The sequence below is a fragment of the Rahnella sp. PCH160 genome (genome assembly GCF_047784855.1).
Classification (GTDB): Bacteria; Pseudomonadota; Gammaproteobacteria; order Enterobacterales; family Enterobacteriaceae; genus Rahnella.
Map to the genome: position 1 here is coordinate 3,068,246 of NZ_JBLOGT010000001.1, position 19,849 is coordinate 3,088,094.

A 19,849-nucleotide genomic window follows, 5' to 3' on the forward strand; every position below is an offset into this window, starting at 1 on the left:
CTCTTAGATGAGTTAGTGATTATTTAATTCTTAACAATATATAATGCATTTAAGACTGCATGCATATTCTGGCCTATCGTGAACACTCATTCTGGCAGAACGTGAACGCACTTTCTGGTTTCGCGTGAACGCGTATTCCGACGGAAAATACCACGATTTTGCACCATGGCCAGAATCACTGTTCATTTTGCCAGAATCGGTGTTCACCTGACCGGAATTGCTGTTCACGTTTCCAGAATCATTCTTAACGCATTGATTTTTGCTGCTATATCTATCCCTTTCATTACAGGGGGTGATATATGCCAAACAAGAGAATCGCAATGCGTAAAATCCATGAAATTTTAAGGCTGCGTTTTGAGGTCGGCCTGTCATTCCGTCAGATAAGCCAGTGCGCCGATGTCAGCACAGGTGCCATCCAGAAAATGCTCAAACGCCTTGAGGCCTCCGGGATCTCCTGGCCGTTACCAGAGGGGATGTCAGAGCCCAGGCTTGCCAGCATGCTGTATCCGGACTCTGACAGTCGTCCCGGTGCGCTGGAAGATCCTGACTGGGCTAAAATCCATATGGAGTTGCGTAAGAAAGGCGTCACCCGCCACCTTCTGTGGGAAGAGTATTGTCAGCGGATGCCGATCCGGGCGTACAGCTACTCACAGTTCTGCTGCCGCTACCAGACCTGGTCCCAGTCACAGAAGCGCTCCATGCGCCAACAGCATCTCGCTGGTGAAAAATGCTTTATCGACTACTGTGGGCCCACGGTGGCGGTTATCTCACCCGAAACCGGTGAGTGCCGGCAGGCTCAGATCTTTGTGGCGGTGTTGGGGGCATCAAACTATACCTTCGCGGAGGCCACGTATACACAGTCGCTACCGGACTGGCTTCTCAGCCACGTCAGGATGCTGGAGTTCTTCGGCGGCGTTCCCGAAATCCTGGTCCCTGATAACCTCAAAAGCGGGGTTAATAAAGCCTGTCGCTACGATCCCGAACTGAATCCGTCCTACCAGCAACTGGCGGAGCACTATCAGGTCGCGGTAATACCGGCCCGCCCCGAAAACCCAGAGACAAGCCGAAGGTGGAAGTTGGCGTTCAGATCGTTGAGCGCTGGATCCTGGCCCGACTGCGGCATCAGGTCTTCTTCTCGCTGGCAGAACTGAACCACTGTATCCGTACGCTGGTTACGGATCTCAACGAACGCCCCTTTAAAAAACTGCCCGGCAACCGCCGGGAAGCCTTCGACAGGCTGGACAAACCTGCGCTCAGGCCGTTACCGGTACAGCCGTGGCGCTACCGGCACATCAAAAAAGCGAAAGTGAATATCGATTATCACGTTGAATATGAACAGCACCATTACTCTGTGCCGCATCAGTACGTCGGCAAAACGGTGGAACTTCATGCCTTCGACAACCTGCTGGAGGTCTGGGCTGAGGGCCTGATGATCACCAGTCACCCGCGGCGTCTTCATCCCGGTAACAGCACCGCAGCAGAGCATATGCCGGAGCGTCATCGCCACCATCAGCAGTGGACGCCAGAGCGGTTGAAAAACTGGGCGGCAGGCGTGGGCTCCGACACGCTCAAGTGGGTCAGTGAGCGTCTGGTGGAAAAAGCGCATTCGGAGCAGGCCTACCGCCTGTGTCTGGGGTTACTGAGCCTGACGCGCGAGTATCCTTCTGAGCGCGTCAACAACAGCTGCCGGCTGGCTAATGCTGAGGGGCTAACCCGACTGAAGCAGATAAAATCGATACTGAAAAATAATCGCGACCTTGTTCCGGCGGACGGCGATCTGCATCCGTCTCAGGAACTTCCTCAGGAACATGAAAACATCCGTGGCCCACGCCACTTCCACTGAAACAGGGAACTCGATAATGCCACATACGCTGATGAAACAGCTGACTGAAATGAAACTGATGGGAATGGCAGCCGCGCTGTCCTCACAGATGGAACAACCCGGCACTTACGAAGAGCTCTCCTTCAGGGAAAGGCTGGCGTTGCTGGTGACGCGTGAATCTCTGGAAAGGGATCAGCGCAAACAGAAACGCCTGTTGCAAAAGGCCCGGCTGAGGCTTGAAGCCTCGGTTCACGACATCGACTATCAGCCGGTGAGAAACCTGGAGCGTTCGCGGATCGCTCAGTTAAGCCAGAACGAGTGGGTGGTCAGGGGGCAGAACCTGCTGATAACGGGTCCCTGCGGCTGCGGTAAAACCTATGTAGGCTGTGCGCTGGGCAACAACGCCTGCCAGCAGGGTTACAGCGTACAGTACTGGCGACTGAGCCGGTTGCTGGTTGAACTGACCCACAGCCGGGCAGACGGCAGTTACCGGAAACAACTTGCTCAACTGTCCAAAACGCAGTTGCTTATCCTGGATGACTGGGGTCTCGAACCGTTACTACCAGCGCAACGTAACGATCTGCTGGAACTGATGGACGACAGGTACGGTAAGAACGCCACGGTCATGATAAGCCAGCTGCCAACGGATGAGTGGTACGGTTGCGTTGGAGATAACACATTGGCGGACGCGATCCTTGATCGTCTGATGCATAACTCGCACCGTCTGGAAATGAAAGGTGAATCGATGAGAAAACGACTGGCACAGGTTGACTAAAAGTGAACGGTCGGTGTAATAAAAAGAAGTTAGGGCGCGTTAGGAAATAACGCATTCACGTTCAGCCGGAACGACCGTTCATCTTCGCCAGAATACGCACCATGTTGCTAAAAGTCAGAACCCAGAATACTCAGTCGCTTGAAGCTCTGCTGGAAGTGATTCATTCGATTGACGGCTTCACTGGAACACGCAGCTATATTGTATTGACCCCCCATCTTGAAAGGGGACCCGTTCCAGTGCTCTCAGATTAGAACTGACTCTTATGTGGAATTTGAATTATTAACATAAGCATAAACTCGGTCTTGTAAGGTCCTGGCTAAAATATTCACAAACGTAATGATAGGGAATTATTATGAGAAGAGAGACATTATTCAGCTACGCGCTGGAACATTTTAAATCTGAGCCGGAATATCTCTGGAGTAACCTGCCGGGTTATGCCGTACTTCGCCATCACAACGGAAAGAAATGGTTCGGTATCGTGATGAATGTATCGGGTACAAAGCTGGGTCTGAAGACGGATGATGTGTTAGATGTTCTCGAAGTGAAAGTCAGGCCGGAGTACATCGGTTCATTGCGGAAAAAAGACGGTATTTTACCCGCTTACCATATGAACAAAGAACACTGGGTCAGCGTACTTCTTTCCGGCCCGCTATCCCCAACGGAAATACATGAGCTGCTTTCAGACAGCCATGCTCTGACATTCTGATAAAAACATGCGCCTGCATTTCCTGGCGGATGCCCTTGACGCCTGTTTTGCTCAAGTTTACTTCCGGGAAATACCGTTCTTAAAGTTTCCCACCTTATGCACTTTTAAACGGGCCCTAATTTGCTCAGAAGTCATTCTTCTTGTCGAAGCCATTTTCTGTTACTTCAGCGCTTCCTGGAAGCGCTTTAATCGTAAGCATCTGTCGTAGGCCGCATAGGTTTTTTCTCAAAAGGGATAATGATACTCAACGCACTAACTCATGTATCCGGATTAATAGCCCGTCGGCGATCGCCGTCAGTACATACCTCATACAGTATTCTGCTGGGGTACGGTATAAATGTTTGAACGAGAACAAGTCAGGTCCCTGGAATATGCCTGGTGCAAAATCGAAGTCTGGAGAATACTCTATAGCCAGAGTCGTCCCCATTCTGTACTGGGCGGGATGACTCTTACCGAATTCGCTGGGAAAATTGCCGGCGGCCACAATATGCAGCCAACCTGAATGTCAAATACAGATTTTTAGCCATATTTAGTGTCACCAGAAAGGAATATACCATGCTGAAACTGCATAACTGGCTAATCTCAATTTTTCGACGTAAGCGCAACGTTTACTTAGCCATTATTCCTCTGTTGCTGTCCCTGATTTCACTGTTTATGTCCGGGCATTTAATGTATGTGTGGGCACAACTACGTTTGGAGATGCTGTTTACATTACTGAGTCTGGCATGGCTCATCCTGATGTATCTATTCCAACTGCGCGATAAGCAGCCTGCGCACGAGGAAGATTTGTATAAAGGCGGAGCAGGGAGCCAGACCATGGATACTCGCACAAGGGGGCTGCTGGAAGCGTCACGCCAGGTCGCGGTGGTTACGACCAATACCCAGGGCAAGATACTGTCCTTCTGCCCCAGGTCAGAAGCCATTTTTGGCTATACAGAGCTGGAGGCTCAGGGCCTCGCTCGTTTCGACAGCTTGCTGGTCAAAGGGCAGTTGGACGTCACGCGCATGTCATCCGATACCTCAGAGAGGCTGTTCGAGCAACAGTTTCAGCGCAAGGGCGGCGACACTTTTACCGGGGAATTGCGTCATGCCATCTCGGAGGATGCCGTAACAAAGCAATTAGAGCATTTGCTGATTATCACTGATGTGAGTGAGCGGCAGGCACTAATGACGAGCTTAAAGGAGCGGAAGCAGTTTCTGAAGCTTTTAACTCAGCGCATACCAAACATGCTTTATCAGTATCATATGCTCGAAACAGGGGACAGTTATTTCACCTATTGCAGTGACGGCATTCAGCGCTTGTTTGAGCTTGCACCCGATGAGGTGATGTACAAGTCGTATATCGAGAGTCCGATTTTCAAACGAATACTGCCTGAAGATCTGGCGGTTCTGCGCTCGGTTACAATCGAATCCATGAAACATAATCAACCGTGGCAGGCGGACTTCCGAGTTCAACTGCCGCAGCGCGGCCTTCGCTGGTTGCGGGGTGAGTCTTACGCGGAGCGACAGATAGACAATTCTTTCATGTGGTACGGCTCCTTCATCGATATCACCGAGCTTAAAGACAGCGAAGCCGAACTGCGTCGGCAGTCCTTAACCGATGAGCTAACGGGCTTCCACAACCGCCGCCACTGTATGCAAAGCCTGGACGGTCTGGTCGACATGGCCACGCGTTATGCACAACAATTCTCACTGATTTTTTTGGACCTGGATAAATTCAAAAGCATTAATGACCAATGGGGCCATGACATTGGTGACCTGGTGCTCCAGCAAAGTTGCACATGTATCGCCGCCCGTCTGCGCAGTACAGACACTCTTTGCCGTATAGGCGGTGAGGAGCTTGTGGTGTTGTGTCCGCTTACAGACGCTAGCGCTGCTTTGCTGTTGGCGCAGGCCTTGTGCGAAAAACTAGCCGCGTTCCCCATGCCTAAAGTTGGCAAGATGACGGGTAGCTTTGGCGTTGCCACTTGGCGCAATGGTGAACAGGGTGATGTCGTTCTGCAACGGGCCGATGCTGCTGCCTACCGGGCCAAGCAGAATGGTCGCAATCGCGTTGAAATAGGCTGAATTATCAGGAGATTTAACCTAAGTGAATATGGGGTGTCGTTTTAAGTACTAGGGCATGCGTCAACTGTTCTGATGTGGTAAAAATCGACACCTCATTAAGTGGCAACCTGATAACGTCAGTCCCTTACCGGCAAATTTCACAGACGGTGATATAACCACGGGGACGCCTTAAGCTTGCGCTGCCTGTCTCGGCGATGGACGGCCTGTTCTGGTTCGGTAGACCGCTTATTGCGGCCTATATACAGAGGCTGCGGGCGGAAGAGATGAGGATAGCCACCTGAGTGACAAAGATGTCAGATACAGTGACGGTGACGACCATACCTGCTCCGGGTGGTTTTCAATAATTTGTTTTTCTCCTGACTTCAGTAAGTTAGGGTGACGGTAAAAGCGATGATGACTGTCCGTCGTTTTGTGATACGCCCGTTTAGGCATCACTAGTAACCGCGAGTGGTGCAGTATCTGGAAAAGACTTTCGCGGCCAACGGCAGTGCCGATTCTGGTTGTTGTCGCAACAAATAATGTAATTTACGAGCCCCCGGCCGCGTTAGCCGCTGTGAATGACCGCGTTACATGTGGCTACAAATGGTCAGGTCTGCGTATACGAAGACGCAGCTTGGCGCCCGCCCTTTTGCCGTAGGGACACTGCCCGGGACGGGCGATCAACTGGTAGCTTCAACAGCCACTGTACTACGTAAGGGCTCATCTCGAGCTCGGGGGCACTCCACATGAGGCACGAAACCGTCTAGGAAACTAGGGTCTATTCAGTCCGCCTTCTACCGACTGAACTACCGATGAATCGCTTGACCGGGTTAATAATAGCTGCATTTGGTGAATAATTAGGCGTTTTGCGACGCGTTTCGGCCGTTACCCCTGAACGAATTTTATCTACTTTCGTGCTATTCATTTGAGCAGTCTTTGACACGGATCAAAATCTGACACCCAGATGAAGTGATAATGAGAAGAAATGTCATTATCATTAGAAATTTACTATGTCTCACTGGCAACGGATTTTACTTGTTTGCAACTGCTTACTCATGAGTACGTTGGCCTTCGCTGCGTCTACTGATTATCAGCAGTGGATCACCGACATTCAGCAACGTCTCGATAAAACCTCAGCGCTCTACCAGCAAAAACAAACCGATGAGGCACGTACGGAAGTACAGATGGCCTATTTTGAGGTATTCGAAAATCTTGAAGGCCCCATTCGTATCAACATCTCTTCGCAGAAAAGTTACCAGATGGAAGCCACCTTCGGTGAGATCCGCCGAATGATTGGCGAGGGCAAACCGCTGCCTGAGGTGCAGGCCAAAATCGACGGGTTGAAGGGTGAGCTTGACGGTGTTTTGCCGGTATTGACAGACGGCCATCGCGTGGTGGCGCAACAGCAGCACGGTGCCTACGGCAACAGTGACATTGCGCCCTATTGGCAACAGAGTTTTAAAGTTATTGATGATTTGCTGGCACAAGCCGTGACGGATTATCAGGAGGGTAAGTTTCAGCAGGCCGGGAAAATTGTGCAGCAGGCACACTATGAGGGGTTTAAAAACTCCGAAATGGAAATGTCCGTGCGTGTAAATCGCTCCTCGCAGCAGGCGGCGGCAATTAACCAGCAATTCAGCGCCCTCATCGCTCTCGCATCTACGCCCGATAACATGAGCGACGTTGCCTATAGCGTAACCACGCTGATACAAGATATTGAAGAGCAATTGCCTGGCTTGCCGACTACGCGTGAACAGCAACAGACAGTGCCCGATCAGGCCGCAAACGGCCCCGCAGACGGCGGAACTGACGCCGACTGGAAGCATGTCAGCGCACAGATCGAACAGGCGATCTCAGCTGCGCTGGATCTCTATAAACAAGGTCAAAGCAAACCCGCGATGATGGCGGTTCAGGATGCCTATTTTGATCTGTTTGAAGCCAGCGGAATGGAAAATAAACTCGGCTCGCGTGATGCCGCGTTTAAATCGACGTTGGAAGGCTATTTTACCCGCATGGTCAGCATGATCAACGCCGGGCAACCGCTGAATCAACTGCAAGAACAGGCGTCAGCACTGCAACAGGACCTGGATAAAGCCGTCACCCTGTTAGGTGGAGGGAATGAAACCCACTGGAGTCTGCTGATTTACAGCCTGCTGATTATCCTGCGCGAAGGGCTCGAGGCGCTGCTGATTGTGGCGGCCATCGTGGCGTATCTGGTGAAAAACAACCATCAGGACAAACTTCCCCTTATTCGCCAGTCCGTCTATGCCGCGTTGTTGGCAAGCGTGGTGACGGCATTCATCTTCCAGTGGTTGTTTTCCAATTCTGGCGCCAGTCGTGAACTTCTCGAGGGTGTGACCATGCTGATTGCCGTGGTGATGCTGTTCTCAATGAGTTACTGGCTGCTCTCGAAGGTCGAAGCGCGCCATTGGAAAGCGTATCTGGAAGGCAAACTTTCGCATTCACTCAGCAGCGGATCAATGGCTGGCCTTTGGCTCACCAGTTTTCTGGCGGTGTATCGCGAAGGGGCAGAGACGGTGCTGTTCTATTTGGCGCTGATCGGTGATGCCAGTTCGGTGGGGGGGCATTTGTCTATTCTGGGCGGTTTTGCAGCGGGTTGCGTGTTGCTGCTACTGGCCTGGCTGGTGATGCGTTACAGCGTGGTGCGTTTGCCGCTGAAGCCGTTCTTTATGTTTACCGGTGGCTTTATGTATCTGATGGCATTCGTCTTTGCCGGGAAAGGTGTATTGGAGTTGATCGAAGGGAAGCTCTTTGAACCGACATTATTACAGGGCGTACCGGAAATCAGTGGGTTAGGGATTTATCCCTATGTAGAAACGCTGTTGCCTCAGGGCGTGTTACTTCTGGCTGCCGTACTGGCGCTGTGGGTGATGCGGCGGCAGTCGCTGAATGCGGATCGTAAAACAAACATTGCATAATCAAGATAATAGAGGGATGGGTAACATGACGATGACGAAAAGTGTGATAGCCAGTGCCATTATTGCCAGTATCTTTGCTGCACCCGCAGCCTTTGCCTTTAAAGAGTTCCCGGCGGGCGAGCCGGTCACAATGAATGAGTTGGAGATTGCTGCTGTTTATCTGCAACCTATCGACATGGAACCGCGTGGTATGGGTCTGCCCGCTGCGAAAGCGGATATCCATCTGGAAGCGGATATTCACGCGACTGAAGGGGGTAAAAATGGTTTCGGTGCAGGTGAATGGATGCCGTACCTGACTATTGCCTATACGTTGGTCAATACTGACACGGGCGACAAGCAGGAAGGCACATTCATGCCAATGGTAGCCAGCGATGGGCCACACTATGGTGCCAACATCAAAATGATGGGTGTGGGTAACTATAAAGTGACATATCACATCGAACCGCCATCCAAAGCCGGTATGCACCGCCACACGGATACCGAAACGGGTGTCAGCCGTTGGTGGAAACCGTTCGATGTCAGTTTTGACTTCAAGTACGTCGGTCTGAATTGATAGCGACTTGCCGCATCAGCGTCAGGCAGATGCGGCGTAGTTTGATGTCGCATAGTTTGGATGCCGATAGTTTGGATGCGGCATAGTTTGCCATTCCGCTTTGGCAAACAGGCAGTGGCTGTCGGGCTCAGTTGCCGGGCAGACGTGGTGTTTTCCCCGTCCAGGTGGGCGTGATGAGTTATTTTTTTGTCAATGTTTTGCAGGTTTTTCTCCCCGTTGCACTCCTGATCGGGCTCAGTTGGGTGCATCGTCCCCTGCCGGGTATCCGATCTCTGGGATGGGTGACGCTGCTGGCCTGGCTCGCGGGTACGTTAATCGGTGGCCATCTGCCGTCAGGGCAGATTTTACGCCTGTGCCTTACCGTGGCCGAATTAGCCGCGCTCATGCTGTTTCTTCTTTGCCAATTTTCCCGCCATCAGCGACTCGCTCTCCTCTGGCAATGCCTGCTGATTACTGGCGCTACGTTGCATTGGGCAGACAACCCGTCGCTGATGGCCTTGACCAGCACCACGGTAGTCAATACCGATTTTCTGTTGAACATCAGCGCGATTGTATTGGCACTGGCAACCGTCATCCTTTGCGCGGTGTTAACCACGATGCTGGTTCGCACGCTTCCCGCTGCGCGCTGGCCGCTATTGTTGCTACTTTCGCTGCTTCTGGCGTTGCCTTTGAGCGGCAATCTGCTGCTGTTACTCATGAAATTACAGGTGTTGGGGCTGACGAAATCGCTGTTGACCTACGTTGCCCAGGTAACGAATGCCTCAGCCTGGTTAAGTTATTTTCCTGCACTTTTGCTCATTCTGCTGTTGCTACTCCTGCTGCCCGGGCTGTTTGCCTTGCGGAAAATTGTCGGCCAACAGACTGACGATATTTTACGGCGCAAGGCACAGGCTGAATGGCAAAATGCCAGACGTACTGCGCTATGGATGGTGATTGCCGTGGTGATTGTGGTGCTAAGCCAGCTCTACTGGGATCGCATTGCCTCTCAACCGCCGCAACTCTCAGCCGCCGTTCCCGTGACGCTGGCCGAGGACGGGCAGGTTCATATTCCCCTGGATCAGATCCGTGACGGTAAATTGCACCGTTTCGTCTGGGTGTCAGATGACGGTAAAGCCGTGCGCTTTTTTGTGATCAACCGCTACCCGGATCGTTTACGCCTCGGTGTGGTGTTCGATGCGTGTTTGCTGTGTGGCGATCAGGGCTATGTCATGGAGGGCAATCAGGTGATCTGCGTCGCCTGTGCTGTCCATATTTTTATCCCCTCAATCGGCAAACCCGGTGGATGTAATCCTATCCCCATCGAAGGCTGGAAAAATGACGATCGGGAACTGGTGATCGGGCGGGATGCGCTGATTACCGGAGTGAATTATTTTACGACCGTCGTGACGCTCGATGTGAAAGATCCGGTTGATGGCAGCCATCTGACTAATATCAGTGCGCAGTATAAATTCCGCTATGGTGGCAAAATCTGGTTCTTCTCTTCCGAAGATAACTACAACCGTTTCCGCGTGCAGCCCCGGCAGTTTGTCGATATCGCGCCGACCGCGGAAGACGGTGAACCGGAGGATTAATAACGATGCTGGCTATTATGTTACGGCAGTCGTGGCGCAGAAACGTTCGACGCAAGTCGTTGGCCGTTATCACCGTATTTCTCGCGGCGGGGTTGATCTCGGCGCTGTTGGCCGTCTCTATCGATATCGGAGATAAAATGGCGCGGGAGTTGAAGTCCTATGGCGCCAATATTTTGATTGAGCCCGCCGGACAGGCAGCTCTCCCTGTTTTATTTGGCGAGCGTAGCAATCCGCTGGCTGGGCAGGATTTCCTTGATGAAAATGAGTTGCCGAATATTAAGGATATCTTCTGGCGTAATAACATCGTTGGCTTTGCTCCCCTGCTCAGTGGCAATGTCACTGTCGATCCGCAAAATGCTGCTCAGCAAACCGTCGGCGTGCTCGGAACCTTTTTCTCGCAACCGGTCAATGTGCCGGATGAGGAGGATTACCACACTGGGCAACGGATCATCAGTCCTTACTGGCAAGTGCAGGGCGAGTGGCCGCAGGAGCCGATGGCTGAAAGTGCGCCGGTGGAGGCTCTGGTGGGAAAACAGCTGGCGATGCAGAACCACTGGTCAGTCGGGGATTCATTCAGAATAAGAGGACCCGCGGCGGCGTTGAACCTGAAGATCACCGGCGTCTTAAGCAGCGGTGGTGATGAGGAACGGCAGTTGGTTATGCCGCTGGCGGCGGTACAGGCGCTGATGGGGGTGCCTGGCAAGGTTCAGGCGATTCGTGTTTCCGCGCTGACGGTGCCGGAAAATGATCTGTCACGAAGGGCGCGCGAGAACCTCGAAGGGCTGGATGCTGAGGAATATGATCTCTGGTATTGCACGGCCTATGTTTCGTCGATTGCTCATCAGTTGGAGGAAGCCATCTCGGGGTCTGCGGTGAGGCCTATCTGGCAAGTTGCCGCGTCTGAGGGGGTGGTTATTGGAAAAATTCAACTGTTGTTGGCGGTGGTGACGCTTGCGGCGCTGGTCGCTGCGGCGATGGGGATTGCATCGCTGATGACCAGTACCATTATGGAACGCGCAAAAGAGATTGGCTTAATGAAAGCACTAGGTGCCAGGCAATGGCAGATCATGCTGCTGTTCTATCTTGAGGCTGCGCTTAGTGGTCTGTTGGGTGGGGCGCTGGGCTGCATAGCCGGGTGGGGATTGGCGAAAGCTATCGGCCTGATGTTGTTCGGTGCACCCCTGAGTTTTGCCTGGATTGTGGCACCTTGCGTATTGGTCGTTTCAGTGTTGATTGCCTTGATTGGCACCTGGTTCCCGGCGCGACGCATTGCACGACTGTATCCTGTGGAGGTGCTGTATGGCCGCTGATCAACCCGCCGGGAGCATGAAAAAAACGGCGCCAGTGAAAAGCATGTTCTGGCTACTGGTTATCCGCGCTCTGCGCCTCAGGATGCAACGCGTGAGCGTGGTTTTTGCTGCACTGACCGTAGGGGCTGCGATAGTGACGGCGATGTCGGCGGTCTATTTTGACATCAATGCCAAGATGAGTCAGGAGCTGCGGACCTTTGGTGCCAATTTCTATATTGGCCCGGCCAGCGACAATACGCTGTCGCAGGCCGATTTCCAGCAGATCTTGACCGCCGCGCCTGCGGGGCTAATCAACGCAGGCAGCCCTTACCTGTATGGCATGGCGCGTACCGAACTGGAGAAAGTGGTGGTGATGGGCGTCTGGTTTGATTCGCTGCAACCGTTGGTGCCTTACTGGCAGGTGAGCGGGCAGTGGATCGGGGTAAATTTTGACGATCGCAATGCGATGATTGGCGTCAAGTTGGCTAATCGACTACAGGTGAAAGTGGGTGACAGCATTACGTTGGTAGGGAATGACGGTCAGCAGCGCCTGCAAATCAAGGGCATTGTTGAGTCCGGCGATGCGACGGATAATGTGTTGATCGTGAGTCTCGAACTGGCGCAAAAGTGGCTGCATCAGCCGGGAAAAATCAGTAATGCGCTGTTAAATGTCAGTAATGACCTCGGCCAGGTAGACAATTTCGCCAGGGGATTACGCCAGCAATATCCGCAACTTGAAATCAGGCCGATCCTGAAGGTTTCAGCGTCTGAAGGGCAAGTGCTGGATAAAATCAAAGGGCTGATGGGCCTGATCTCTGTGGTGATCCTCGTCTTGTCTTCTCTGTGTGTGAACACGACGCTGCTGGCGATGGTGAGTGAGCGCTCGCGCGAATTCGCGTTGCAGAAAGCGCTGGGCGCGGGCGATCGGGACATTATTCGCCAGATGTTAACAGAGACTCTGTTGATCTCTCTGGCGGCGGCATTGACGGGCGTCGTCCTGGGCTTTTTGCTGGCGCAGTTGGTTGGGCATACCGTTTTCAATGCGGCGATCGCGCTGCGGGCACCGGTTTTCCCACTTACGTTGCTTTCGTCCGTGTTGGTGGCGGCGGTGGCGGCGATTGTGCCAACCCGTTATGCGATAGATGTTCAACCGGCCAGAGTGTTAAAAGGAGAATAAAGTGAAGAGTTCAACAGTCAGGCTGGTCAGTCCGCAACCAGAATCGCAGGCGGTGATTGAGACCCGCCATCTTTTCAAGCGGTTTGGTGAGGTTACCGCCCTGGATGACATCAGTATCTGCATTAATCGCGGAGAATTCGTTGCCATTATGGGCGCATCCGGCTCCGGCAAAACCACGCTGATGAATATTTTGACTTGTCTGGATACCGTTACTGAAGGCCAGGTATTGCTGGATGGTACCGATGCGGCGGTGCTTGATGAAGAAGGGCGTCGTCAGTTCCGTGCTGATAAGATCGGTCTGGTCTTTCAGCAGTTCCACCTGATCCCCTTTCTTAGCGCATTGGAAAATATCATGCTGGCGCAGCATTATCACAGCGTGGTGGATGAGGCGGCAGCGCGCAATGTGCTGGAACAGGTTGGGTTGTCGCATCGCGTTAGCCATCTCCCAAGCCAACTGTCTGGCGGAGAGCAGCAACGCGTCTGTATTGCCCGTGCATTGGTGAATCAACCCCCGGTTATTTTCGCTGATGAACCGACAGGAAATCTGGATGAAGAGAATGAGCAGCGTGTTTTGGCTCTTCTCAATCAATTGCATCAGCAGGGGCGTACTATTGTGATGGTGACACATAACCCGGAATTGGGGCGGGTCGCCGACCGCATTATCCGCCTGCAGCACGGTAAGGTTATCAGTACGGGGAGTCAGCGGCATGTTATGGCGTAAGTGTTCATTGATGGTGGCCCTGGTTGCTGTGACGTTGCTTGCAGCCTGCAAACAGGACAAAGTGGCGTTGGGGAAAGAGGCGCCCGCGCTGGCGGCCTATGACTTACAGGGAGAACAGGCGTCGTTGGATCGTTGGAAAGGTAAAACGGTCTACCTGAATTTCTGGTCGGTAAGCTGCGGGGGCTGTCTCTCTGAAATGGCCACGCTCGAAAAACTCAGTAAAACCTATGGCGACAAGATTGTGGTCGTCGCAGTGAATACGGATGTGGAGCAGGTGGATCTTCGTCCGGTGCTGTCTCAGCGGCAGATCGGTTACCCCGTTGTGCGCGATCAACTTGGAATTACCCAGGAACGTTATGACGTTATTGGTACACCGACCTCATTTCTCATTGATGCCCAGGGGAAAGTGACCGCAGTGCATCAAGGGGCGCGCAACGATCAGGCGTTAACCACGCTATTTCAGCAGATTGCACTGGGGGCATGATGAAATCCTCCGTATTCTCTTCCTGCCTTCTTTTCTCATTCCTATCATTGGTTTTGCTGGTGCCTATGGCGGCTCAGGCAGATGGGAAAGGGATCTATCAGCAGCGTTGCTCAGGGTGTCACGGTCGGTTGGCTGACAAGAAGGCAATGGATCAAGCGCCGGCGCTGAACACACTCTCTGAAGATGTCATGATTGAAGGACTGAAGGCGCGGCGTGATGGAAAAATAGAAGGTAAAGGAAACCGAGCAAAAGCCAACCTTACCGATGAGCAAATTGTTGAGTTAGCGAAGTTCATCAATGGATTACCGAAGTGATTTCCCTAAATATCGTAAAACAGTATGACTTTCCGTGAGACAGGCGCTGGCCAACGTGGGATATTTAACGCGGGTTAATATCGTTGCCAGAGCTGCACGGGTGAGCTGTTGCTACACCCAGGTATTATCATCACGGAGGCCAGCATGACCAACATTAGAACGTTCTACGTCGGATTAGATGTTCACAAAGAATCAATTACTGTTGCTTATGCCATCAATTCGGAACCTGTTGAGCTGATGGGTAAAATTGGCACAATACCTACTGATATTGAACGTCTTTGCAAGCTTCTACAGTCAAAGTCATCGTAAGTCAGTGTTGTTTATGAGGCCAAGCCCTGTGGTTCTGGTCTTTATCATAGCCTGGTAAAATACGGTTTTGATTGCATGGTCTATGCTCCCTCACTTATCCCGAAAAAACCGGGGGATCGGGTCAAAACTGATCGGCGTGATGCAATCAAGCTATTGTGATCACTGGGGGCTGGCGACCTTTCTGCTGTCTACGTACCTGGCTTTGAAGATAAGGCGTTCAGAGATTTAGCCCGGGCATGGGCATCTGCTCGTGAAGATTTAAAACATGCGCGGCAGCGGTTAAAGTCTTTTCTTCTGACCCACTGTATTCATTATATCGAACGGACAGACTTGTAGTGGTCACAACCAGACGCGAAACTGGTCACCGATAGAAGCTATATCGTTAAACTCGGAAAAGAACGCCGGGCAGCATAAAAATACGAGAACTAACTTGAGAGTTACCGGATCGGTTTATATCGGAATCCGTGGTCGATTTGCAGCGGAATACGCAAATATATCCTGCAGTGGCATACTGCATTGTCTCTAGGATATTTTATTTCGGAAAGAAGGAAACTTCTAAAAGTTGACGACGCATCATAAAATAGCTTATTTCTTGCAAAAGATGTCACTTAATTGAAGGCAGGAAGCAATGGTTGATTTATTGGGGTATTTACGAAGGCGCGTGAAAGTTTTCCATGCGAAAATTTTGAGTTATTAAATGCAGGCTGACAGTTAACTGAAATGTCTTATTTTTCTGCAACCATCTCTTCCAAATTAATTTAATAAAGAAAATATATTACTCATGTTGCTTATTCCTTTAAATAAGCAGAGTGACGATATCTGACTTCTGAAGCTGGCTGATATCTTTGTAGCTTTTACCAGACTGGAAAGAGAGATAATGCTGACTTTTACACACCAATATCCTCCGGAACCCGCCATCGGTTTGTTTGTTTTACAACAAACTGTACGCATATTGTTCTCTCTGCTTCTAACATCCCCGCCTGATTAAATTAAAAGTCATTATTTTTCAACAACATTTAAGTCCTGAAATCGTGGTACAAACCCTGCACCTGTTGTTACGTCAACTGGACACTACAGGAGAGAAACTATGGCAATGCGTCAATGTGCAATCTACGGGAAAGGGGGTATTGGGAAATCCACCACCACTCAAAACCTTGTAGCGGCTCTGGCCGAAATGAACAAGAAAGTCATGATCGTCGGCTGTGACCCTAAAGCTGACTCAACCCGCTTAATTCTGCACGCCAAAGCGCAGAACACTATTATGGAAATGGCGGCTGAAGTGGGCTCGGTGGAAGATCTGGAGCTGGAGGATGTGATGCAAATCGGCTACCGCGGCGTGCGCTGCGCGGAATCTGGCGGCCCTGAGCCGGGCGTTGGTTGTGCAGGTCGCGGTGTTATTACCGCCATCAACTTTCTCGAAGAAGAAGGCGCATACGTGCCGGATCTGGATTTTGTATTTTACGACGTACTGGGCGACGTAGTGTGCGGCGGGTTCGCGATGCCGATCCGCGAAAACAAAGCGCAGGAAATTTACATCGTCTGTTCCGGTGAAATGATGGCGATGTACGCCGCCAACAACATTTGCAAAGGCATCGTGAAATACGCCAAATCAGGCAAAGTGCGTCTGGCCGGGCTGATTTGTAACTCACGCCAGACAGACCGGGAAGACGAACTGATCATCGCGCTGGCCGAAAAACTGGGCACACAAATGATCCACTTCGTCCCGCGCGACAACATTGTGCAACGCGCTGAAATTCGCCGCATGACTGTCATCGAATACGACCCGACCTGCGCGCAGGCCGATCAATACCGCTCGCTGGCGAACAAAATTGTCAACAACACCAAAATGGTGGTGCCGACCCCGGTCACCATGGACGAGCTGGAAGCCCTGTTAATGGAGTTCGGCATTATGGAAGAAGAAGATCTGACCATTGTCGGCCGTACTGCCGCCGAAGAGGCATGAGTTCTTCCCCCTTATCGAAGAGGCACAGACCGCAAGGAATGTGCCCATTATCAGGCTATCAGCGGAGTCTTTATGACCAGTGAAACACGCGAACGCAACGAGGCGTTGATCCAGGAAGTGCTGGAAATCTTCCCCGAGAAGGCACTCAAAGATCGCAAAAAGCACATGATGACCACCGATCCGGCGATGGAAACGGTCGGCAAATGCATTGTCTCCAACCGAAAATCGCAGCCGGGTGTGATGACCGTGCGGGGTTGCGCGTATGCCGGTTCGAAAGGCGTAGTTTTTGGCCCAATCAAAGACATGGCGCACATTTCTCACGGCCCGATTGGCTGTGGGCAATATTCCCGTGCCGGACGTCGCAACTATTACACCGGCTGGAGCGGCATCAACAGCTTTGGCACGCTTAACTTCACCAGCGATTTTCAGGAACGCGACATCGTGTTTGGCGGTGATAAAAAGCTCGACAAACTGATCGATGAACTTGAAATGCTGTTCCCGTTGACCAAAGGGATCTCTGTGCAGTCCGAGTGCCCGGTAGGGCTAATCGGTGACGATATTTCGGCAGTCGCCAAAGCAAGCAGCGCCAAAATCGGTAAACCGGTGGTGCCCGTTCGTTGTGAAGGTTTCCGTGGTGTTTCGCAATCTCTCGGGCACCACATCGCCAACGACGTCATCCGCGACTGGGTGCTGGATAACCGCGAAGGCCGCGAATTTAAAACCACACCTTACGACGTGGCCATTATTGGCGACTACAACATCGGCGGTGACGCTTGGGCTTCGCGCATTCTGCTCGAAGATATGGGGCTTCGCGTGGTGGCGCAGTGGTCCGGTGATGGCACGCTGGTCGAGATGGAGAACACCCCGAAAGTCGCGCTCAATCTGGTGCACTGCTACCGCTCAATGAACTATATCTCTCGCCATATGGAAGAAAAACACGGCATTCCGTGGATGGAATACAACTTCTTTGGCCCGACCAAGATTGCCGAATCCCTGCGCGAAATCGCCGCGCGTTTTGACGAAACCATTCAGAAAAACGCCGAAGCGGTGATCGCGAAATATCAGGCGCAAACGCAGGCAGTGATCGACAAATACCGGCCGCGTCTGGAAGGCAAAAAAGTGCTGCTGTATCTCGGTGGTTTACGTCCGCGCCATATCATCGGGGCGTACGAAGATCTGGGGATGGAAATCATCGGTACTGGCTATGAATTCGGTCATAACGATGACTACGACCGCACCTTGCCGATGCTCAAAGAAGGCACGTTGCTGTTTGATGATCTGAGCAGTTACGAGCTGGAAGCGTTCGTGAAAGCGCTGAAACCGGATCTGGTCGGGTCAGGCATCAAAGAAAAATACATCTTCCAGAAAATGGGCGTGCCGTTCCGCCAGATGCACTCCTGGGATTATTCCGGCCCTTATCACGGCTATGACGGCTTCGGCATTTTTGCCCGTGACATGGACATGACGCTCAACAATCCGGGCTGGAGTAAGCTGACCGCCCCTTGGTTGAAATCGGCCTGACTGAGGCTGCAGACATTCCGTCAGTTCACAGATTTGTGGCGCGGAAGGAGAGAAACATGAGTCAAGATCTTGGCACCCCAAAATCCTGTTTCCCGCTGTTCGAACAGGATGAATACCAGAGTATGTTCACCAACAAACGCGCGCTGGAAGAAGCACACGGCGAGGCGAAAGTGCGGGAAGTGTTTGAATGGACCACCACGCAGGAATATCAGGATCTCAACTTCACGCGTGAAGCGCTGACCGTTGACCCGCCAAAGCCTGCCAGCCCTTAGGCGCGGTGCTTTGCGCGCTGGGCTTTGCCAACACGTTACCGTATGTCCACGGTTCACAAGGCTGTGTGGCGTATTTTCGTACCTACTTTAACCGTCATTTCAAAGAGCCGGTGGCCTGTGTTTCCGACTCAATGACCGAAGATGCCGCCGTTTTCGGCGGGAATAACAACATGAATACCGGTCTGGAAAACGCCAGCGCGTTGTACAAGCCGGAAATTATTGCCGTCTCCACCACCTGTATGGCGGAAGTGATCGGTGATGATTTGCAGGCGTTTATCGCCAACGCCAAAAAAGACGGATTTGTGGATGCCGGTATGCCAATCCCGTATGCCCATACACCGAGTTTTCTGGGCAGCCATGTCACCGGCTGGGACAACATGTTTGAAGGCTTCGCCCGTACCTTTACTACCGACGCCACGCGGGAATATCAGCCGGGCAAACTCGCCAAACTGAACGTGGTGACCGGTTTTGAAACCTATCTCGGCAACTACCGGGTTATCCACCGCATGATGGATCAGATGGGGGTCGAATGCAGCGTCTTGTCCGATCCGTCGGAAGTGCTCGACACTCCGGCTGACGGCCATTACCGCATGTATGCCGGGGGCACTACGCAAACCGAAATGCGTGATGCGCCGGATGCCATCGACACCTTGCTGCTGCAGCCGTGGCAGTTGCAGAAAACCAAAAAAGTGGTGCAGGGCAACTGGAATCAGCCGGGCACCGAAGTCAGTGTGCCGATTGGCCTGGCTGCGACCGACGCCTTGCTGATGGCGGTGAGCGAACTGACTGGCAAACCGATTGCAGACGCGCTGGCGACTGAGCGTGGCCGTCTGGTGGACATGATGCTCGATTCCCACACCTGGCTGCACGGCAAGCGTTTCGGCTTGTACGGCGATCCGGATTTTGTGATGGGTATGACCGCGTTCCTGCTGGAACTGGGTTGTGAACCGACCACCATTCTCAGCCATAACGGTAACAAGCGATGGCAGAAAGCCATGAAGAAAATGCTGGCCGATTCGCCTTACGGGCAGGACAGCGAGGTGTATGTGAACTGCGATCTGTGGCATTTCCGCTCGCTGATGTTTACCCGTAAACCGGACTTTATGATCGGTAACTCTTACGGGAAATTCATTCAGCGCGACACGCTGGCCAAAGGCGAACAGTTCGAAGTGCCGCTGATCCGCATCGGCTTCCCGATTTTTGACCGGCATCATTTGCACCGTCAGACCACCTGGGGATACGAAGGCGCGATGAGCATTCTGACGCAACTGGTGAATGCGGTGCTCGAACAGTTGGATCGCGAAACCATGAAACTCGGCAAAACCGACTACAACTTCGACCTGATCCGCTGATAACTCTTGCCCCGTCGATTTGGTGCGACGGGGTT

14 protein-coding genes and 4 pseudogenes are annotated in these 19,849 nt (G+C 52.2%); 17 read left to right on the forward strand and 1 reads right to left on the reverse strand.

Features of this window, described 5'->3' with window-relative positions:
- Positions 1–299 precede the first annotated feature (299 nt).
- The 5 genes and pseudogenes from istA to ACM5QY_RS14235 all read left to right on the forward strand — a co-directional run bounded on the left by istA (position 300) and on the right by ACM5QY_RS14235 (position 5,370).
- Positions 300–1,843 (forward strand): annotated as a pseudogene (gene istA / locus ACM5QY_RS14215) (IS21 family transposase).
- Between the two features lie 13 nt (positions 1,844–1,856).
- Positions 1,857–2,597: an IS21-like element helper ATPase IstB gene (istB, locus tag ACM5QY_RS14220; protein ID WP_416122809.1), complete on the forward strand. Its 741-nt coding sequence runs from the start codon at positions 1,857–1,859 to the stop codon at positions 2,595–2,597.
- 101 nt (positions 2,598–2,698) lie between these two features.
- Positions 2,699–2,848, forward strand: a complete 150-nt coding sequence (locus ACM5QY_RS14225) for an Lrp/AsnC ligand binding domain-containing protein (protein ID WP_416121415.1) — start codon at positions 2,699–2,701, stop codon at positions 2,846–2,848.
- Between the two features lie 101 nt (positions 2,849–2,949).
- The gene (locus tag ACM5QY_RS14230; protein ID WP_416121416.1) at positions 2,950–3,303 is read left to right on the forward strand and encodes an MmcQ/YjbR family DNA-binding protein; all 354 of its coding nucleotides are present in this window, start codon (positions 2,950–2,952) and stop codon (positions 3,301–3,303) included.
- Positions 3,304–3,858: 555 nt separating this feature from the next.
- Entirely contained in the window at positions 3,859–5,370 is a 1,512-nt protein-coding gene (locus ACM5QY_RS14235) for a sensor domain-containing diguanylate cyclase (RefSeq protein WP_416121417.1), read from the forward strand.
- A gap of 282 nt (positions 5,371–5,652) precedes the next feature.
- Here ACM5QY_RS14235 and ACM5QY_RS14240 read toward each other — a convergent pair.
- Positions 5,653–5,921, reverse strand: a pseudogene (locus ACM5QY_RS14240) (IS3 family transposase); the annotation flags it as partial.
- Between the two features lie 483 nt (positions 5,922–6,404).
- Here ACM5QY_RS14240 and ACM5QY_RS14245 point away from each other — a divergent pair.
- The 12 genes and pseudogenes from ACM5QY_RS14245 (at position 6,405) to nifK (ending at position 19,814) form a co-directional block, all read left to right on the forward strand.
- A complete protein-coding gene (locus ACM5QY_RS14245) occupies positions 6,405–8,288 on the forward strand; it encodes an FTR1 family iron permease (protein ID WP_416121418.1) in 1,884 nt (627 codons plus the stop codon).
- A gap of 25 nt (positions 8,289–8,313) precedes the next feature.
- Entirely contained in the window at positions 8,314–8,841 is a 528-nt protein-coding gene (locus tag ACM5QY_RS14250; RefSeq protein ID WP_416121419.1) for an iron transporter, read from the forward strand.
- 173 nt (positions 8,842–9,014) lie between these two features.
- Positions 9,015–10,412, forward strand: coding sequence for a Fe-S-containing protein (locus ACM5QY_RS14255; protein WP_416121420.1), 1,398 nt, complete (start codon positions 9,015–9,017; stop codon positions 10,410–10,412).
- Between the two features lie 5 nt (positions 10,413–10,417).
- A complete protein-coding gene (locus tag ACM5QY_RS14260) occupies positions 10,418–11,722 on the forward strand; it encodes an ABC transporter permease (protein ID WP_416121421.1) in 1,305 nt (434 codons plus the stop codon).
- Positions 11,712–12,878 (forward strand): ABC transporter permease, encoded by a 1,167-nt coding sequence (locus ACM5QY_RS14265; RefSeq protein ID WP_416121422.1) that lies wholly within the window; start codon positions 11,712–11,714, stop codon positions 12,876–12,878. The genes ACM5QY_RS14260 and ACM5QY_RS14265 overlap by 11 nt, the downstream gene beginning before the upstream one ends.
- A gap of 22 nt (positions 12,879–12,900) precedes the next feature.
- Positions 12,901–13,599, forward strand: coding sequence for an ABC transporter ATP-binding protein (locus ACM5QY_RS14270; protein WP_416122889.1), 699 nt, complete (start codon positions 12,901–12,903; stop codon positions 13,597–13,599).
- Complete coding sequence (locus ACM5QY_RS14275) at positions 13,586–14,083, forward strand: TlpA family protein disulfide reductase (RefSeq protein WP_416121423.1); 498 nt, start codon at positions 13,586–13,588, stop codon at positions 14,081–14,083. The genes ACM5QY_RS14270 and ACM5QY_RS14275 overlap by 14 nt, the downstream gene beginning before the upstream one ends.
- A gap of 65 nt (positions 14,084–14,148) precedes the next feature.
- Complete coding sequence (locus ACM5QY_RS14280; RefSeq protein ID WP_416122890.1) at positions 14,149–14,397, forward strand: c-type cytochrome; 249 nt, start codon at positions 14,149–14,151, stop codon at positions 14,395–14,397.
- A gap of 144 nt (positions 14,398–14,541) precedes the next feature.
- Positions 14,542–15,036, forward strand: a pseudogene (locus ACM5QY_RS14285) (IS110 family transposase); the annotation flags it as partial.
- Positions 15,037–15,793: 757 nt separating this feature from the next.
- Positions 15,794–16,669 (forward strand): nitrogenase iron protein, encoded by an 876-nt coding sequence (gene nifH, locus ACM5QY_RS14290; RefSeq protein WP_416121424.1) that lies wholly within the window; start codon positions 15,794–15,796, stop codon positions 16,667–16,669.
- A gap of 72 nt (positions 16,670–16,741) precedes the next feature.
- A complete protein-coding gene (gene nifD / locus ACM5QY_RS14295) occupies positions 16,742–18,190 on the forward strand; it encodes a nitrogenase molybdenum-iron protein alpha chain (protein ID WP_416121425.1) in 1,449 nt (482 codons plus the stop codon).
- Between the two features lie 56 nt (positions 18,191–18,246).
- A pseudogene (gene nifK / locus ACM5QY_RS14300) lies at positions 18,247–19,814 on the forward strand (nitrogenase molybdenum-iron protein subunit beta).
- The last annotated feature ends 35 nt before the right edge of the window (positions 19,815–19,849 follow it).

What these genes read in the sequence shown, in the direction of transcription:
- ACM5QY_RS14265 (WP_416121422.1), top strand. Translation starts at nt 11,712, where the DNA reads ATGGCCGCTGATCAACCCGCCGGGAGCATGAAAAAAACGGCGCCAGTG.
- ACM5QY_RS14275 (WP_416121423.1), top strand. Translation starts at nt 13,586, where the DNA reads ATGTTATGGCGTAAGTGTTCATTGATGGTGGCCCTGGTTGCTGTGACG.
- ACM5QY_RS14260 (WP_416121421.1), top strand. Translation starts at nt 10,418, where the DNA reads ATGCTGGCTATTATGTTACGGCAGTCGTGGCGCAGAAACGTTCGACGC.
- ACM5QY_RS14230 (WP_416121416.1), top strand. Translation starts at nt 2,950, where the DNA reads ATGAGAAGAGAGACATTATTCAGCTACGCGCTGGAACATTTTAAATCT.
- ACM5QY_RS14250 (WP_416121419.1), top strand. Translation starts at nt 8,314, where the DNA reads ATGACGATGACGAAAAGTGTGATAGCCAGTGCCATTATTGCCAGTATC.
- ACM5QY_RS14255 (WP_416121420.1), top strand. Translation starts at nt 9,015, where the DNA reads ATGAGTTATTTTTTTGTCAATGTTTTGCAGGTTTTTCTCCCCGTTGCA.
- nifD (WP_416121425.1), top strand. Translation starts at nt 16,742, where the DNA reads ATGACCAGTGAAACACGCGAACGCAACGAGGCGTTGATCCAGGAAGTG.
- nifH (WP_416121424.1), top strand. Translation starts at nt 15,794, where the DNA reads ATGGCAATGCGTCAATGTGCAATCTACGGGAAAGGGGGTATTGGGAAA.
- ACM5QY_RS14280 (WP_416122890.1), top strand. Translation starts at nt 14,149, where the DNA reads ATGGCGGCTCAGGCAGATGGGAAAGGGATCTATCAGCAGCGTTGCTCA.
- ACM5QY_RS14225 (WP_416121415.1), top strand. Translation starts at nt 2,699, where the DNA reads ATGTTGCTAAAAGTCAGAACCCAGAATACTCAGTCGCTTGAAGCTCTG.
- ACM5QY_RS14235 (WP_416121417.1), top strand. Translation starts at nt 3,859, where the DNA reads ATGCTGAAACTGCATAACTGGCTAATCTCAATTTTTCGACGTAAGCGC.
- ACM5QY_RS14245 (WP_416121418.1), top strand. Translation starts at nt 6,405, where the DNA reads ATGAGTACGTTGGCCTTCGCTGCGTCTACTGATTATCAGCAGTGGATC.